Here is an 18,221-nt window from a genome sequence, read left to right on the forward strand (position 1 = left end):
CAAACCCCTTAAATGACAAAAGACTATGATATTTAAATCTAAATCACTCCTTCTGTTTACTATCTTTTTTATCACTAATCACCTGTCCGCCCAGCAATATCAAAAAACAGATAAGGGAATAAAAATACAATCAGCAGGCACCGCTATTGAAGTGCAGTTCTATACTCCTTCTACAGTAAGGATAATTAAGTACCAGGCTAATACAGCCTTCAGCAAAGAGAGCCTTTCAGTCATTAAGACACCTCAAAAAGTGCCATTTACCGTTAAAACGGAAGGAAATAGCATTTCGCTAAAAAGTGATAAAATAACCCTTAACATTAACCAGCAGACAGGTGCAATAAATTATCTGACAAACTTAGGGCTTCCACTGCTGCAGGAAAAACCGGAGGGCGCCCGCTTCACCCCTTTCAACGATGCAGGGAATCAGACATTCAGTGTTTCCCAGGCATTCTCACTTGATAAAGACGAAGCTATCTACGGCCTGGGACAGATGCAGCAGGGCCGTATGATACAGCGCAACTTCTCCGTGAACATGATTCAGGGCAATACAGACGATTATATCCCCTTTTTCCAGTCAGTAAAAGGATATGGCCTGTTCTGGGATAACTATTCACCAACAAAATTTTCCGATGATCAGCAAAGCACCTCTTTCAGTTCGGAAGCAGGCGATGGTGCAGATTATTATTTCATCTATGGGGGTAATGCCGACGGAGTTATTACAGGGATGCGCGACCTGACCGGCAAGGCACCTATGTTACCTTTGTGGACGTACGGCTTCTGGCAAAGTAAAGAACGTTACAAAAGTCAGAATGAATTGATCGACGTAGTAAAAAAATACCGGGAGCTTGGGGTACCGCTTGACGGCATTATACAGGACTGGCAATACTGGGGCAACAACTATCTTTGGAATGCTACAGAATTCCTGAATCCCGAATTTTACAATCCTAAAAAGATGGTGGACGATGTTCACGGTTTAAATGCGCATATGATCATTTCTATCTGGAATTCTTTTGGCCCGCATACGAAACCATATCTCGAACTGGAAAAAAAAGGCATGCTCCTGGATATTAAGACATGGCCTGAGTCAGGCAGCGAGAAATGGCCGCCAAACATGGATTACCCCTCCGGCGTACGTGTTTACGACGCCTACAATCCTGAAGCCCGCGACATTTTCTGGAAATATCTTAATAAAGGCATTTTCTCATTGGGTATGGACGGATGGTGGATCGACTCTTCGGAACCAGATCACCTGCAGCAAAAGCCCTCTGACTTTGACAACAAAACATTTTTGGGTTCTTTCAGAAAAGTGCGCAATGCCTTTCCATTAATGACAGTGGGCGGAGTATCTGCGAATCAAAGGAAGACATCATCAGATAAACGTGTTTTTATTCTGACCCGTTCTGCCTTTGCCGGGCAACAACGCTATGGTGCGAACACATGGTCAGGAGACATACAGGCATCCTGGCAGACCCTTAAAAACCAGATTTCTGCGGGACTGAATTTTTCACTGTGCGGTATTCCAAACTGGAATAGCGATATCGGCGGGTTCTTCCTTAGTAACTATAGAAGAAAACTGGACGATCCGGAGTACAGGGAGCTATACGCACGATGGATACAATTCGGCACCTTCTGCCCAATGATGCGTTCTCATGGAGCCGATGCCCCGCGGGAAATTTATCAGTTCGGAAAAAAGGGTGATAAGGTATACGACGCTATAGAAAAGTTTATTAAGCTCCGGTATAGCCTTCTGCCTTATATCTATTCCACATCATGGGATGTAACCGCTAACAACTCAAGCTTTATGCGTGCTCTTGTCATGGACTTCCCGACAGACAAACGTGCTCTGAATATCAATGATCAGTACATGTTTGGAAAATCGCTGCTAATAAGTCCGGTATCAGTTCCAATGTATGTAAAGGAAGGAACGACAGAGGGAGAAAAAGCAATGGAAGAGGATTTCGCCGTCATAAAAAGTAAAGAAACCTACCTTCCTCAAAACACGGTATGGTACGACTTCTGGACCAATGAGAAAATAAACGGAGGCACTTATGTCAAAAAAGAAACCCCGCTTGATGTCATCCCTGTTTACGTCAAAGCCGGTTCGATCATACCTATTGGGCCTGAAGTTCAGTATGCCACCGAGAAAAAATGGGACAGCCTTCAATTCCGGGTATATCCGGGAGCCGACGGCTCGTTTGTACTTTATGAGGACGAGTTCGATAACTATAATTATGAAAAGGGAGCATACACAGAAATACCCGTCGGATGGGATGACCGTTCTGCCACCCTCACTATAGGAGCAAGAAAAGGAAAGTACATCGGCATGATCTCAAACAGAACTTTTTCTATCATACTTCCTGATGGAAAAAAGAAAACCGTTTCCTATTCAGGAAAAAAAGTCGCTGTGAAATTCAAGTAACAGATACCTAATGCACTCTTAAGTAAACGAATGATCGTATATGAGACTAACTAAAATTATAGCATGCATCTTTACAGTAATATCAGGAAACAGCACATTAAAGGCTCAAAACCCTGTCATACAAACACACTACACGCCCGACCCTGCTCCTATGGTGTATAAAGATAAAGTTTATGTTTATACAGGTGACGATATCCCAGGTTATGACTTTTATTACATGACAAAGTGGAGAGTATTCTCTTCATCGGATATGGTGAACTGGACGGATCACGGTTCGCCGATATCTCTCGAGTCGTTTTCGTGGGCCAGGGATCGTGCGTGGGCTGCTCAATGTATTGAACGGAATGGTAAATTCTACTGGTACATCTGCGCCCAGACCGTACAGAACAATATGGCGCTTGGTGTTGCGGTGGCAGACAGTCCGATAGGTCCGTTTAAAGATGCCCTCGGCAAACCCTTAGTAACAACGGGCAGCTGGTCTAATATAGACCCAACTGTTTTCATTGATAACGACGGGCAGGCTTATCTGTATTGGGGAAATGGCAGCCTCTACTATGTAAAACTCAACGAGGATATGATTTCCTGGACCGGAGACATTGTTGAAGTACCGCAGTCAGCCGAATCTTTCGGAGGAGTAAGACAGAAACGTAGCCCCGACAGCAAAGAAAACCCACAGGTTAAGGATGTATACGTCGAAGGTCCCTGGTTCTATAAAAGGGCCGGTAAATATTACCAAATGTTTGCCGGAATGAGCAAAGGCGGCGAAAGCTTATCATACGCGATGAGTGACAGTCCAACCGGACCATGGAAATACCAGGGCAAAATCATGTCAGAACAGCCTACCAATAGTTTTACAAATCACGGAGGCATAATCGATTTTAAAGGAAACTCCTATTTATTCTACCATACGGGGTTGCTTCCAGGTGGCGGAAGTTACGGACGCGCTACATCCATAGAAGCGTTTAAGTACAACCCTGACGGAACCATCCCTCTGATTTCTATGACCAAAGATGGTGTCGGCGCGGTTGGACTACCCGATGCTTATAAACGCATAGAGGCCGAAACCATAGCATGGGCAGAAAAATGCAAAACAACCCAAAGCGACAAAGGAAACATTTTCGTTTCTGAAATCCGTACTGGCGGACATATAAAAGTACGCTCTGTAAATTTCGGGTTGACTTCTCCTAAAACCTTTACTGCGTCTTTGGCTTCGGGACTTGACGGCGGTGTTCTCGATGTGCATATTGACAGTCTGAAAGGCGCTAAAATCGCATCCATTAACGTACCCCGAACGGGCGGCTGGCAATCATGGAAAACCTTTTCTCAAAAAGTAAACGAAAACATTACAGGAGTGCATGACCTTTATTTTGTGTTCAAGGGCCAGAATATTACTGCAGGCAGGGAACTCTTCAATTTTGACTACTGGCAGTTTATACATTAGTGCTAAGCCATAGTAAGGTCGCCTGGTCCGCTTCATGTGGTCAAGGGGACCTTACTTTTCGTTTCTCTAAACGATGAGACTAGTTCTAGACATTTTGGATAGATTTTTAGTGATTTATGTACTCTATCTTCATACGCTCCGCCGTTATTTGTATTCAATGAGAGTGCCTCCGGCGCTTATCATTGAATACATAACCTATTACATATACCTAAAAAAATTAACTATGAAATCCAAACTAATTACAGTAAGCCGTAACAAAACAAGTCATCTTCCTGACCTCCCTTCCTGCTAACAGGCGGGCGCGCTGAATAAAGCGACGCATACCTTGGATATGAAGGGAAACCTGCCAAAAGCTACTAATTACATCTAAATACATGATTATGCGAAAACTAAAACCTGGCTCAGGAGCGATCCTGACGTTTTTTGTGGCAGTCTTGCCATTGCTATCCCCAGGCAGACTAAAGGCTCAGGGGAATGAAATTACCGTGAGCGGAACAATACGTGATTCTTCGGGAGTGCTCCCCGGAGTGAGTATTAAAATTAAAGGCACCTCAAAAGGAACTGCCTCCAATCAGGAAGGACGGTACCAGATTAACGCACCGGCAACCGCAACACTAGAATTTATAAGCATCGGATTTTCGCGGCTCGAAATTCCCGTAAAAGGGAGAACGGTTATTGACGTCGTGATGAAGGCCGACGAAAAAACACTGGAAGAAGTCGTTGTTATCGGCTATGGAACTCAAAAGAAGGTCGACCTCTCCTCCTCTATCGCTACCGTCGAAACAAAAGACTTGTTAAAGGTCCCTGGAGGCTTTCAGGCTATCATGCAGAGTTCTGTACCGGGGGTTCAGGTAAACGCGGGTACCATCAGGATCCGGGGAGTAGGCTCCATTAATAACACCGACCCTTTGTATGTTGTAGATGGAATGATAGGAGGCGCGATTCCTGACGACAACAACATTGCCAGTATCCAGATCCTGAAAGACGCAGCTTCAAGTGCTATCTACGGTTCACGTGGAGCAAACGGCGTTATCCTGATCACGACCAAACGGGGAGCTACCGGACCTGTTAAAATCGACTATTTCGGCTTTGGAGGGGTCAAATCTATATCGAACAACGTGGAAACACTTAACGGCCAGCAGCTCGCAGAGCTGATCAACGAGGAAATGTATAATCAAAATCCCGCAAGAACCGATTATCTTCCCGCTTTATCAAATCCTACTTCTATTGGCCAGGGGTACAACATGGTGGATGCTCTCCTCCGTACAGGCTCCTATCAGAAACATAATCTTTCTATAAGCGGTGGTGCCCAGAATGCGACATTCCGTATCAATGGCATTTATTCAACTGATAAGCCCATTCTGATTCGGGATAACTCAAAGACCTACGCCACACAGTTTATCTCCGATTTTACTAAAGGAAAGTTAAAGGTTGGCGAAACCGTTTTGCTCAACTTTAACAGCCGCACCTGGAGTGATAAGAACCTGATTGATGCCCAGAGATGGTCCTCCACACTGCCCCTTTACGATCCCAACAGCACCACAGGCTTCGCCGGAGCGGGAAACGGAACAGACGTAGCGAGTGCCCTCGCAAATGCTTATCTCAATGAAAACAATAATGAAACTTTCTTCGCAAATGGAAATATATGGGCATCCTATGAGTTTATTCCCGGACTGAAGTACAAGTTTAATTTAGGGCTGGATATCAACAGGTTCCGGGGACAAGGCTACATTTCAGGTTACTCAGTTGGCCAGTATCAAAACCACGATCCAGATGAATTGAATATTTCAAGTAATCAGAATAACAGGTGGCTGTTTGAGCACACTCTGTCGTATGATAAAAGTATAGGGAAACACAGTTTCAGCGCTCTGGCAGGGATCACCTCTGAAGAGTCCAGATATAAAGCTGTGAATGCAGGGGCAAGAGCGCTTCCCAGCCAGGACGTGTTAATTCTCGGATTGACCACTATGTCTTCCTCCAAAGTCGTGGGATCAGGCCTCGGCCAGTTTGCCATGTATTCGATGCTCGGACGCCTTAATTATAGCTATGAGAGCAAATATCTGTTAACGTTCAACTTCCGCCGTGACGGATCGGCCAACTTCAGTAAGGCCTACCGGTACGGAAACTTCCCTTCCATTTCAGCAGGCTGGAGGATCAGTCAGGAGAAATTCATGAAGAACGTTTCCTTCATCGATGATTTGAAACTCAGGGGCAGTTACGGGCTGCTCGGAAATTCAGACATCGCACAGTATCAATATCAGCGGACCGTCAGTTTCGACCATGTATGGTATTACCTCAATGATGTAATGGTCACCGGGGCACTTCCGCTCACTCCTTCCAATCCAAATGTAAAATGGGAGAGCCAGTACTCAACAGATCTGGGTTTAGATCTGTCAATGTTCCGCAACAAACTGTCATTCACTCTCGACTACTACAATAAGAAGACTGAAGATATGCTGGTCAACGTACCAATATCTTATGTGGCAGGCTATGTAGATAATTTCCCTGTACTAAATGCAGGAAATATCAGAAACCGCGGATGGGACTTTATCGCAACTTACCGGAATTCCGCGAGAAAGTTCAATTACTCGGCCTCCGCAAATTTGTCATTGGTGAAGAATGAAGTATTAAGTCTGGGTAATAATAATGAGATACTTTTTGGTGCGGTAAACCCGGGCGGCGAAAATGTCACCAGAACTGCAGTAGGGCGGTCTATCGGCGAGTTTTGGGGATACGTGACTAATGGCCTCTATACCACTGCAGAACAACTGCAGCAGGATCAGGCATTTGCCCCCAAAGCAGGTTTGGGAGATATCAGGTTTAAAGATCTGAATGGAGATAATGTATTGAATGATAAGGACAAGGCGTTTATTGGCAGTCCTATCCCCGACTTCAGTTATGGCTTTAACATTGATGCCAGCTATGCCGCGAGATTCGGCACTCTGGACTTTTCAATGATCTGGCAGGGAGTTCAGGGCAACGAAATTTATAATAACAGCAAATACTGGGGTGAAGGTATGTATCACTATTACAATAACTTCGCCACTACTCTCAACCGCTACAGAGCTGAAGAACTTGTCTTCACGAATCCCGTTTCAGGTGCGCAAACGGTTTATCCCCGCAATGTTAATACCGACATGCCAAGGGCAATCCTTGGAGACCCGAATCAAAACTTGCGGGCATCAAGCCGTTTCATTGAAGATGGTTCCTATTTAAGGCTCAAAACCGTGAACCTGGGATATACCTTTCCGGAGCACGTTACAAAGAGACTTAAAGTGGATCGCTTGCGCGTATACATCGGCGCGAAAAACCTACTCACATTTACTGACTACTCCGGTTACGACCCTGAAGTAGGATCAGATGAGACACGGTATAACCTTGCCCGCGGTATTGATGCACAAAGGCCCTGGGGACGAACCTTCCCCAATTCAAGAGAATTCTTTTTAGGAGCACAGTTCACATTATAATATTTTGAGATGAAGAAGCTGATAAAAACCAGAAATATACTTTTACTTACCCTGGCTCTTTCTGCAGGATGTAAGCCCAACCTGGACCTGCAGAACCCCCAGGAACTTTCTACGGATACGTATTACCTGACAGCAGATCAATTAGAGACCACTGTCATACCCGCTTACCAGGCTCTGATCGGCAGGGTGCAGGGCGGATATGCCCGCTCTTTGTATTATGAGCTCCTGGCTCCCGGCGACGACTTTAACCACACGTTTAAATGGGAACCGATGTATCAGGACACATACAACACACCTGCCAGCGACGGCATGGCGTCAGGCACCTGGAAGGATCTTTGGAATGGTGTTTCCGCGTCCAACCTGGCGATCGATAAGATAACAAATTTCACAGGTCAGATTGACGAACAGCGCCGCAACAGGCTGCTCGGTGAAGCACATTTTCTAAGAGCAATGCATTATATGCATCTTGCGTGTTTATTTGGAGAAACAGTTCCTCTCGTTGAAAAACCAGTTAGCTCCGATGCCGACTATTATCCCACTAATTCGGAAAAGGGACAGGTATACGCTCTTATCGTGAGCGATTTTCAGAAAGCAGCAGAGCTGTTGCCTGTACGAAGCGTCTTGTATGCCAATGCGGCTCAAAAAGGGCGGGCTACAAAAGGAGCTGCGCAGGCTTACCTCGCAAAAGCTTATCTGTATCGTCCGATTCTAGAAAGCGGTCAGAAAGCTGAATTTGCAAAAGCAGAAGCCGAATTAAAGAAAGTAATTGAAAGCAACGAGTACAGACTTGTCGATTACTTTAAAGACAACTTCGCGGAGTCCACTGAAAACAACGCCGAATCTGTTTTCGAAATACAGATGCACAATGGCCCGGGCTGGCTTGGAGATGATATATCATCTTCATGGCGCTGGCAGGAAATTGGTATGTTTGACGGTACCGGCGGCTCCTGGTGGAACCTGGCACCTAATAAGAAAACTCATGACGAGTTCGAACCCGGAGACCCGCGTAAGTATATGACACTCTGGTGCGAAAACGGTGCGAAACATACCCAGGTGGATGGTAAGGTGACAAGTTATCCGGACTGGATGAATAACCTGGCCACCAATAAAGATCTGTACGGCACCCGAAAATATTGCCCTGATGTTCAGGTTGCCGACTTCGACAATGGCATCAATGACCGCCTGCTCCGCTACGCAGATGTTTATTTAATGTATGCTGAATGCCTGAATGAAAAAGGTGATCTCCCGGGAGCAAAGTTTTACATCAATGAGGTGAGAAAACGAGCTAACAATATCGTCCCCTCAGAACAACCTCATTTATGGTACCAGCATTCCCGCGGAACCATTCCGGACGTTGATGGCCTCCTGGCAAAAGATACTATTATCAACGGTGTGAGGCTGAATAACATCAAAAACATTATTGCCCATGAACGCTATGTAGAATTCACAGGTGAATACCTCCGTTATTTCGACTTAATTCGCTGGGGAAGCGCTGATCCGAAATGGCTCGACCCACTAAAACAATTGGGCTGGACCGAACGCGTTACTTACTATCCATTTCCACAGGCAGAACTGGATAATAATAAAAACCTGAGAGGGAATGCAATGAACAATTAAATGTTTGCCGAACGGACATAAAAAAGTCTTGCGGGATACTTCATTACTTATACAGAGTATCCTGCAAGGCTTTTTCTTTCCCCTGAAGCGAAGTCCGGCAATCTAATTTCTTTTTACTTGTATCCTGGCTCCATTATAAATTATACTCTCTTTCCTTACCGGAAGACTATCTCCTTTTCCTGCTGACCGGCTAACCCAGACAACATCAAAAACATATCTCCCGGGGGCATCAGGATAGTCTCCCTTCATAGCATCTATCGTCAGGATATTCTTCTGTTCGTTCCAGGTAAAAGGAATAAGCCTGTATTTTCCTTTTTCATAATTGTAATTATCGCCCTCATCCGCATACAAGGTAAATTTCCCGTTAGCACCCCTGTAAATTCTTATCTCCAGGGAATCCACTGCCTTCACGGTGGCATACTGCGTCACTTTTCCGAGAGGCACAATCGAACCGGCTTTCACAAAAAGTGGGATCTGATCTGCCGGAGTATTTGCTTTAACGGTCTGTCCGCCCTTCAGCCGTGATCCTGTCCAGAAGTCATACCAATCATTACCTCCGGGCAAATAAACGGAACTCTCTTTTATTCCTGCTTCTGTAACCGGGGCCACAAGGAAAGCACTCCCAAACATGTATTCATAGGACTGAGCCAAAGCCCTGGAATCATTGCTAAAATCCATTACAAAAGGACGCATGATCGTACTGCCATTGCTTGAAACCTGCCACCCTTCTGAATAGATATAAGGCAACAGCCTGTAACGAAGATTCAGCATTTTTCGCATATCGGATTCCACCTTCTCCCCATACTTCCAGGGTTCTGTTTCCGTCTGATAACCGTGTATCCGAAAAACCGGGTTAAACGCCCCCCACTGAAACCATCTGGTAAGAATTTCATGATACTTTTCATCGGTGTACTGAGTAGCTCCGGGACGGAAAAATCCACCAATATCTGTAGTCCAGAACGGCATACCGGTAAGCGAAAAATTAAGTCCGGCCTTAATCTGTCTTCTGAAAGTATCCCAGTTCCAGCCTATATCGCCCGACCAGTTAATCGTCCCGAAACGCTGCTGCCCTGCAAAAGCTGAGCGCGTGAGTATAGTTACCCGCTTCTGATCATTCGTAGCCCTTTGTCCCTCATACACAGCCTTACTTACAAAAAGCGGGTACGTCAGCCTGTAAAACTCACCGGGCCCAAACGAGGTTTGCTTTCCCGCGAGTGCGTCATTTTCCGGTTCTGTAGCATCCATCCACCAGGAATCAACGCCTAAGCTAAAAAGATTTTTATCCAGCGCATTCCAGTGAGTCTTTTGAGTAGCCGGATTAAAGATATCAATCCATGGACTATTCGGGATGTAGAGGTTTCCGGAAATATAGTCCTTCGCTACCTCCGATTTCTTATCCAGGTTTTCCCATACAGAAATCGAAAAACGGGCATTCAGGTCGTGCAGTTGTCTGATAAATCCTGCCGGATTGGGATAGTTGGCCGTGTCAAATTGCGGCACTCCCCAACCGTGCTTCCCCCAGTATTGCCAGTCCTGTACAATCACATCTACCGGGAATTTTCTCTTCCGGAACTCTTCAACCGTACTAACCAGATGCTTCCCCGAGGTATAGCGTTCCCGGCACTGCCAAAAGCCATAAGCCCATAAAGGCAGCATCGGCACATTTCCCGACAAGTTACGGTAAGCGGCAATCACCTCGTCGGCGTTTTTTCCATGAAACACAACATAGTCCAGAGCACGGGCGTTGGGCGACCGGAAAATAGTCTCATTATCCGCCATATTCCAGGACAATACCGGTTTATTAGAAGCCCTGCAAACAACCTGCACCGTATGCTCTCCTGCCTTCAGGCGAGTGAGCATTCCTGCAGCAGGAGGCAGCCACAGGTTAGACTGATCAATACAGCTGACTCCATCAATAATCAGCAGATGACGGCTGTCCATATCTCCCAGGTCAAGCATAAAAGAGTACTCGCCATCCCTTTCAACTTTAAACTTGCCGGTATATAACGATTGTTGTTGTGATACCCGTTGTGTTCCCGAAGTAGTAGTCACCTCAACCTCCTTATTTTCACCTGTTGCACTACTCTGTTTCTCAAGCGGCACAATATTATCCGCAGGGTTGAAATAAGTGAGACCATATTGATTCCAAAGGATCCCATAACCTTTGCTGGAATACAAAAATGGAATAGCAATCTGACTATTCACCTGGATCAGTTTCCGGCTTATATTGCGGAGGTTAAACTGGCCGTCCTGGAACTGGCCAAGCCCAAAGACGTGTTCATCGGCTGGAGAAATAAACCGCTGCTCTGCCACCAGGCAAGGCTCCCCTGCTACTGACGATTCGGTAAGCTTTCTACCTCCCGCCTTCTCACTCAGAAATATCTTTCCTCGAGCATCCCTGTAGTCGATCGTACCGCTCCTTTTGTCAAAAAACACTGACATGTCCTTTAGCTTGAGAACAAGCTTTGAACCAGCTTCATTAACGCTGAATGCGGGAGGAGAAACCTTCTCAGTAAAGATCAGCTCCCGTTCCTCCTTCAATTGCCCCTTATGCCACTGGACTCTCACCGCCCTGTCCGACAAAGGAATAATATCCATCACCCCATCAGTCAGACTGACCGACAAGCGGTCCGTCTGTAAGCGATGTCCTGTATAAGATTGCGCCGCCCCTGTCATAGGCATTAGCAGCAAAAAAAGGAAAACTCTATTCATACTCTGAGTAATTCACACTTGCTTTTGATGTGCAGCAATGTAATTTCTACGTTTACAATACGGTAACTTTCGCCTTTTTCAGGTCACGGTCGTCAGAACTGTTTCCGTATAAAATTTCATAGTCACCCGGGGTGACCTCCATCCTGAGTTTCTCCTCATTATAAAACTCAAAAGCAGAATAAGGGAGTTCAACCGTTTCATTGGCACTCCTCCCGGCAGCAAGGCTCACTCTTTTAAATCCCCTGAGAGTCTTCAGAGGTCCGCCCTTATCGTTTACCTTCCTCACATATACCTGCAGTATTTCAGTTCCATTAAGCTTTCCCGTGTTTTTTACAGGCAGGTTCAGAGCAATAGTTTCTCCCTTGTCTATTTTCTGTTTGCTGACATGCGCATTGCCGATCGAGAAGGTTGTGTAACTAAGCCCGTGCCCAAAAGGGAAAAGCGGATCAGACATAAACCGGTACGTACGGCCTTTCATAGAATAGTCTTCAAATCCGGCAAGCTGAGAAGTACTTTTGTAAAAAGTAACAGGAAGCTTTCCTGAAGGATTATAGTCACCAAATAACACGTCGGCAACCGCCTGTCCACCCGACTCTCCTCCATACCAGGCCTGAAGAATGGCATCGCATGACTGGGTCTCCGGAACAAGCGCCAGAGGTGAACCTGAGCAATTCACAAAAACAACTTTCTTCCCGGCCGCCTTCAGAGCCTTTAAACAATTTCGCTGCACTTCAGGCAACTCTATATCCGTGCGGTCACCTCCCTTAAAACCAGGGTAAGATACCGGCATCTCTTCTCCTTCAAGAAGTGTAGACAGCCCACCCACAAACACAACCTCATCTATTCCTTTCAGTTTATTGATCAAGCCTGTAAAATCAACATCCAGCTCCTTCCCAAAATCAAACTCCAGGTTTGCCTGCCAGTTATTCAGTTGGGCATAGCGGATTTCAATTGCATACTTTTGTCCCTTCTCCACCTTATAGGTAACTCTGGAAGGCAGGGTCCTCCAGTTATTGTATTTAACAAGAGAGCTGTCGTTTACAAGCAGCTCAAAGTAACCTGTGGCTCCGCATTTAAACACGATCTCTTCGGTTTCCGGCGCCTCAAAAGAAGTCTCGTACTTTGCAGAGAAAGCCTCCAGCCTTACCCCTGAAGCAAACTCATGCTGACCCGCAGTTGTTAACTTTACCGGCTCACCGATCTGGCGCGTGGTAACCACGTTGTCTTTCATATCCCGGTTATTCCAGTAAGACGCTTTAAATCCAGTTTTGCCGCCGGCGGAGGTCTTTGAGAAATAACTCTCCATCACTTTGTTCTCAACAAGATCACAGGCTTTGTCATACACCACATTTCCATCTCCAACCTTCGATTGAATACCCTTCAGGATAGTAATCGTTCTTATTGGCTTACCATTATAGTTTCCCCATAACATGGCTTCGTTATCCGCATTCGGACCTACTACCGCAATTTTTTTCTTTCTGACTGAAAGAGGCAGCAGCCTGTTCCGGTTCTGCAGGAGTGTCATTGATTCGCGTGACATTTCAAGCGCCAGCCTCCTGTGTTCGTCATTATTGATGACCGATGCAGGGATTTTCGACCACGGAACCAGTGAGTCGTCATCCATTTCACCCAGATCGAAACGGGCAGTCAGAACACGGAGTAAACTTTTATCAATCTTATCCTCAGGTATCAGTCCCCTCTTAACTGCATCAGGTAATGTTCCATAGGCATATCTGTCCCACACACACTCAACGTCGGTACCTGCAATAACGCCTTTTGCAGCAGCATGAACAGAATCGGATGAAACCTTGTGGCTGGTAAAAAAGTCGGTTATGGCTCCGCAGTCGGATACCACAAGATGCTTAAATCCCCAGTCGTCGCGTAGAATTGTCTGCAGCAAACGATTATTTCCGCAGCAAGGCTCATCATCGAGCCGCTGATAAGCACACATTACCTGCCTTACGTCCGCTTCCTGCACCAACGACTTAAATGCGGGCAGATAAGTTTCCCACAAGTCCCGGGGACTAACGTTATTCAGATTCAACTCATGACGGCTCCATTCCGGTCCTGAATGCACGGCATAGTGTTTGGCACATGCAAGAAGTTTTCTGTACTTCGAATTTGCCGGGCCCTGTAGTCCCTTCACCACTGCCACTCCCATTCGAGATGTCAGGTAAGGATCTTCTCCATAAGTTTCCTGTCCCCGTCCCCACCTCGGATCCCTGAAAATATTCACGTTGGGAGTCCAGACAGAAAGTCCCAGGAACCGCCGGCTCTCCTGGCCCCGTCTCTGAGCCGCGTGATATTTTGCGCGTACTTCGTCTGAAGTAGCATCAAATATTCTGTAGACGAGGGAATCATTAAATGATGCCGCCATCCCTATAGGTTCCGGAAAAACAGTCACACTATCCGTATTAGCAAGTCCGTGGAGCGCCTCACTCCACCAACTGAACTTCTTGATACCAAGCCTCGGGACAGACTTTGATTCATCCATCATTATTAAAGCCTTTTCCTCCAGCGTCAGACGGCTGATCAGATCTTTTGCCCTTTCTTCGGAAGACAAGGCAGGATTTTTATAGGGAAGCATCTGGCCGGAAATCCTGCCAGAGAACAGAAATACAGATAAAAGACAAAGCAGTTTAAAGCGAATTCCAGGTTTCATTCCGACAAAGTTTTTTATTTCGATACTGTAAACTTATACAAAAGAACACCATGCACCGGAACAGAAAGCTGAAGTGCATTTTTCCCTCCCTTACCAATGACAGCAATATCTTTCTGCCGCCATACGTCCCGCACCTTCTGCTTACCTGCGATACCCAGCTTTGAAAAATCACTAAATGAAAGGTTAACGGGTTCAAGTCCAAAATTACAGAAACCTACCGCACGGCTTCCGTCTTCAAGTTCTTTCACATAGATGCGCAAGTCGCCAATGGTATGCAAACACGTTGCCTGTTTGCCGAGCGGATCCTGATTCAAAGCGATCACTTCGTCATTTGTCAGCAGGTTCAGGGTAAAATCGTCCAGCTTTTCCATATCGCAGCCTATCAGAAGCGGGGCGGAGAAAAGGCTCCATAAACTGATGTGCAGATATTGCTCGTCGGGTCTCAACCTGCTCGGATGAGGGTTGCCCCAGCCTACAGTCCCCACTACCAGCATATCCGGATCGTTCCAGTTTCCCGGCTTCGCCCATGGCGCGGCTTTATCCTGATCGAGGGCGATGCCCCTCACACTCGCCCAAGTATCGGTAATATCGTTCGTGGTACGCCAGGAGGTTCCTCCAACCGAACCGCCCCATTTCCATACATCCGACATGCCGTACTGGCATAAACTGTAAATGATATCGCGTGGCTGTGACCGAAGGTAGTCGCCCATTACCTTAAAAGGCTTAACAGCAGTCGGCAAATCACTGCCACCCTGGTACGACAGCGATCCCACTTTATAGGGGTCATTATCCGGCATGCCGTTAATAACACCTCCATAGCTGCACCAGTCGTATTTCAGATAGTCAAATCCCCATCTGGCATAGCTTTCAGCATCCTGCTTTTCATAACCATAACTCCCGGCACATCCGCCGCAGGTCCAGGGACCCGGACTTGAGTAAATCCCTATCTTTAAGCCAAGACTATGAACGTAGTCAGCCAGCGGCTTCATATCGCCAAACCTGGCATTTGGCACGATCCTGCCTGAATCGTCGCGCAGTTTACCACGGAGCGTCTGATCCTTCGAATCACGGTGATTCTGCCAGAAGTCATCGATATTGATATATGTCCAGCCATGATTAACAAGCCCGCTTTTTACCAGCGCATCAGCTGCCCTTTTTACTTTATCAGCTGAAACCTCACCTGCGAAGCAGTTCCAGCTGTTCCAGCCCATCGGAGGTGTAAGACCGATGCGGTCGCCGCAGACGATACGAAATTTCTTTGACGCTGTACCTTTCGCATTTTTTGCACCCAGCGTAACATAGAACGTTCCCGCTTTAGCTAGCTGCCCGGTAATAATTCCGGTTTGGGTATCAATTTTCAATCCCTCAGGCAATCCCGAAGCCGAAAAGGCCATTGGCCTGTCGCCCGTAGCCGGTATACGGTATAAAAAAGGAGAGCCGGGCCGCACCCCAAATACAGTAGCGCCATTAATCCTGGGCGTAGCCGGGGCTGCGGGAGTCAGTATATAGGGTACATTAGATACAGGATTAGTAGTGACGAAAGTACTCACTCCCGATGTCTCAAACTTCGCATTCGCCCAGTCTGCATGATCGTAATAGTTGCCGTTCCCTCCGTCAGTTACCACCAGTTCAAGCTTCTTAACGCCGGCAAGAGATACCGAACAGGGCCGGGCTGCATCGCCCAGGCGCACGATACCGCTTTCCCAAAGAACCTTACCATCGCCAACCACCTGAAATTCGGCGGCCGGCTGATGCCCTGTAACCTCGTCATCAATACCCACCTGAGCCGTAAATAACGTCGCCTTTCCATCAAGCTGAATAAAAAGTGAACTTACCGAATGTGTTCCAAAGCCACGTTCAAACGTTTTGCCCGCAATGGTAATGGGTTTGCCGTCGACAGACTTATTTTTCCCCGGCAATCCGAATCCCTGGGTAGCCACACTCAGATCAAGCTCGTCAAGCCATACAGTCTGAGCTTTTACCGGGCTTGCCCAAATCAGCCCGGTCAGAAAAAAAAGAACTAAAAAAAACTTTTGCTTCATAATATTTTCACCTATTTATTTGAGTGAAGCAAACCTCCACCAATCGAAATTAAACAACTCTCCCTCGCCACCTTTAAAAACGAAATAAACATCGTGTACACCGCTGAGTCCCGTGACCCGTGAAGTCACAGTTTTCCAGCTTTTCGGCCCGGCGGTACTTTTAACATCACAAATACCTGCAATCTTTCCTGTAACGCTGTCCAGCCTTATCTCTATTTTTCCTCCGGAAATTGCGGTCACTCCGGCTTCAAATAACTTTGCTCCGCGGCGGAAGTCGACACTCCGCACCTTAATGTAATCTCCGTTATGTATATCCGTCACATACATGCCTTTAGCGGGATCTTTTGCAGTTTCAGTACCCTCTTCCCAGGCAATTGTTTCAGCCTCTACCCTTTTAAAAGGGTCGGGGGAACCCACCGGTTGTTCCAGCCCTGGCGTTGGCACAACCTCTGCAACAGAGCCATCTTCATTAAATTTCAGCTCGTCCACACACACTGAGCGGTTAAAGCCGCCCCCTCCCGGCAAAGCGCCGTTATGATAAAACAGATAAGTCTTGCCCTTATAATCAATCACCCCGGGGTGATTGGTAAAAGCACCTCCCTTTTTGATAACAGCCATTACCGTATCGCCGTATACCCACTGTGGGCTTGCGAGGCTTTTACTGGTAGAATAAGCCAGGTGCTCAGGGACTCCTCCTGCCGGATAAAACAGGTAATAGAGCTTATTTCGTTTATAGATCCATGGACCTTCTTCGTAGGTAGTGAACCTTTTTTCGGTGCTGTTTACCGTCCCGGCGATCCTGCGGCTGAACCATTCCTTTTTATCATCCGGAATCTGCGCCGGTCCCTGACCAGGATCGTACGAAGTCATATCGCTGTTTAGCTTTGCATACCACAGTTCCGATGATCCCCAGGTGAGCCAGGGTTGTTCAGTATCATCCCGGATAACCGTGGGATTGATATTCCCCTCTCCGCAATGATCAGTAATCAGAGGCTTTCCCAGGGCATCAGTAAAGGGACCGATGGCTTTTTCACCGATGCCAACGCCGATCACCTTCCTCCCTGTGTTCTTATCGGTTGCACTTACATACCAGTAATACTTGTCATTTGTCTTGCTCTTAACACTATGAGACGCAAGGCCATCAATTGATTTTGCCCAGGCAAAAGTTTTATGAGCGTTTAATATCCGCAGCTTAAACCCCTCTTCGGTCAGCGGAACTTTCACGATTCCAGTCCCCTGATCGTATGAAACCATATCACCGTTGAGCTTCACATAGTACAGATGGGGGTTTCCCCAGTATAAATAAGCCTGACCATCGTCATCGATGAACACCGTTGGATCGATATATCCCCATCCTCCGGAAACAAGAGGTTTTCCAAGTGCATCCTTAAACGGACCTGCAGGCTTATCGGATACCGCCACCCCAATCGCCATACCATTGGAAATCTTATCTTTTGCACAAATGTACCAGTAGAACTTCCCGTTACGCTCAATACATTGCCCTGCCCAGGCATCTTTTTCTGCCCATTTAAAAGTGTCAAGCGACAGCGGACTGCCCCGGTCTGTCCAATTAACCATATCCGTTGTCGAATACGCATGCCAGTCTTTCATCACAAACCATGTGGATTTGTCTTCATCATGACCTGTATATAAAAACAAGGTATCCTTATATACCAGTGGTGCAGGATCAGCGGTATAGATGGTTTGAACAATGGGGTTTTGGGCGTTTGCAGGCAGCACGCCAGTTATTACTGATACAAAAAAAAGAGATCCGGCTTGAATCGCCCGTAGCTTTATATTCATTCGTTAGTTATTTCAGGCAAGCGACCCTCTAAGAGAGATTCAACTTAACCATCCGAAG

At 46.6% G+C, this 18,221-nt stretch carries 8 protein-coding genes; 4 read left to right on the plus strand and 4 right to left on the minus strand.

The features are described from left to right. Positions 1-25 precede the first annotated feature (25 nt). The 4 genes from BDE36_RS16545 (at position 26) to BDE36_RS16560 (ending at position 8,944) form a co-directional block, all read left to right on the plus strand. Positions 26-2,419 (plus strand): glycoside hydrolase family 31 protein, encoded by a 2,394-nt coding sequence (locus tag BDE36_RS16545; protein ID WP_141815740.1) that lies wholly within the window; start codon positions 26-28, stop codon positions 2,417-2,419. 40 nt (positions 2,420-2,459) lie between these two features. Next, positions 2,460-3,860: a glycoside hydrolase family 43 protein gene (locus BDE36_RS16550; RefSeq protein WP_141815741.1), complete on the plus strand. Its 1,401-nt coding sequence runs from the start codon at positions 2,460-2,462 to the stop codon at positions 3,858-3,860. Positions 3,861-4,240: 380 nt separating this feature from the next. Next, positions 4,241-7,327 (plus strand): SusC/RagA family TonB-linked outer membrane protein, encoded by a 3,087-nt coding sequence (locus BDE36_RS16555; RefSeq protein WP_235904356.1) that lies wholly within the window; start codon positions 4,241-4,243, stop codon positions 7,325-7,327. A 9-nt stretch (positions 7,328-7,336) separates the two neighbouring features. Continuing rightward, positions 7,337-8,944: a RagB/SusD family nutrient uptake outer membrane protein gene (locus BDE36_RS16560; RefSeq protein ID WP_141815743.1), complete on the plus strand. Its 1,608-nt coding sequence runs from the start codon at positions 7,337-7,339 to the stop codon at positions 8,942-8,944. Positions 8,945-9,046: 102 nt separating this feature from the next. On the opposite strand, the gene BDE36_RS16565 is transcribed toward BDE36_RS16560, so the two are convergent. The 4 genes from BDE36_RS16565 to BDE36_RS16580 are packed head-to-tail and all read right to left on the minus strand — an operon-like array spanning position 9,047 to position 18,163. Continuing rightward, on the minus strand, positions 9,047-11,656 hold the full coding sequence (locus tag BDE36_RS16565) for a glycoside hydrolase family 31 protein (RefSeq protein WP_141815744.1): 2,610 nt from the start codon (positions 11,654-11,656) through the stop codon (positions 9,047-9,049). Between the two features lie 52 nt (positions 11,657-11,708). Next, positions 11,709-14,318 carry a xylan 1,4-beta-xylosidase gene (gene xyl3A, locus BDE36_RS16570; protein WP_141815745.1) on the minus strand — a complete coding sequence of 870 codons (2,610 nt, stop codon included), beginning with the start codon at positions 14,316-14,318 and terminating at the stop codon, positions 11,709-11,711. Positions 14,319-14,332: 14 nt separating this feature from the next. Next, entirely contained in the window at positions 14,333-16,360 is a 2,028-nt protein-coding gene (locus tag BDE36_RS16575; protein WP_141815746.1) for an NPCBM/NEW2 domain-containing protein, read from the minus strand. 15 nt (positions 16,361-16,375) lie between these two features. Then, positions 16,376-18,163, minus strand: a complete 1,788-nt coding sequence (locus tag BDE36_RS16580; RefSeq protein ID WP_141815747.1) for a family 43 glycosylhydrolase — start codon at positions 18,161-18,163, stop codon at positions 16,376-16,378. Positions 18,164-18,221 lie beyond the last annotated feature (58 nt).

Source organism: Arcticibacter tournemirensis (assembly GCF_006716645.1).
Classification (GTDB): domain Bacteria; phylum Bacteroidota; class Bacteroidia; order Sphingobacteriales; family Sphingobacteriaceae; genus Arcticibacter; species Arcticibacter tournemirensis.

Coding starts and splice junctions, on each gene's coding strand:
- BDE36_RS16545 (WP_141815740.1), top strand. CDS start 26: ATGATATTTAAATCTAAATCACTCCTTCTGTTTACTATCTTTTTTATC.
- BDE36_RS16550 (WP_141815741.1), top strand. CDS start 2,460: ATGAGACTAACTAAAATTATAGCATGCATCTTTACAGTAATATCAGGA.
- BDE36_RS16555 (WP_235904356.1), top strand. CDS start 4,241: ATGCGAAAACTAAAACCTGGCTCAGGAGCGATCCTGACGTTTTTTGTG.
- BDE36_RS16560 (WP_141815743.1), top strand. CDS start 7,337: ATGAAGAAGCTGATAAAAACCAGAAATATACTTTTACTTACCCTGGCT.
- BDE36_RS16565 (WP_141815744.1), bottom strand. CDS start 11,656: ATGAATAGAGTTTTCCTTTTTTTGCTGCTAATGCCTATGACAGGGGCG.
- xyl3A (WP_141815745.1), bottom strand. CDS start 14,318: ATGAAACCTGGAATTCGCTTTAAACTGCTTTGTCTTTTATCTGTATTT.
- BDE36_RS16575 (WP_141815746.1), bottom strand. CDS start 16,360: ATGAAGCAAAAGTTTTTTTTAGTTCTTTTTTTTCTGACCGGGCTGATT.
- BDE36_RS16580 (WP_141815747.1), bottom strand. CDS start 18,163: ATGAATATAAAGCTACGGGCGATTCAAGCCGGATCTCTTTTTTTTGTA.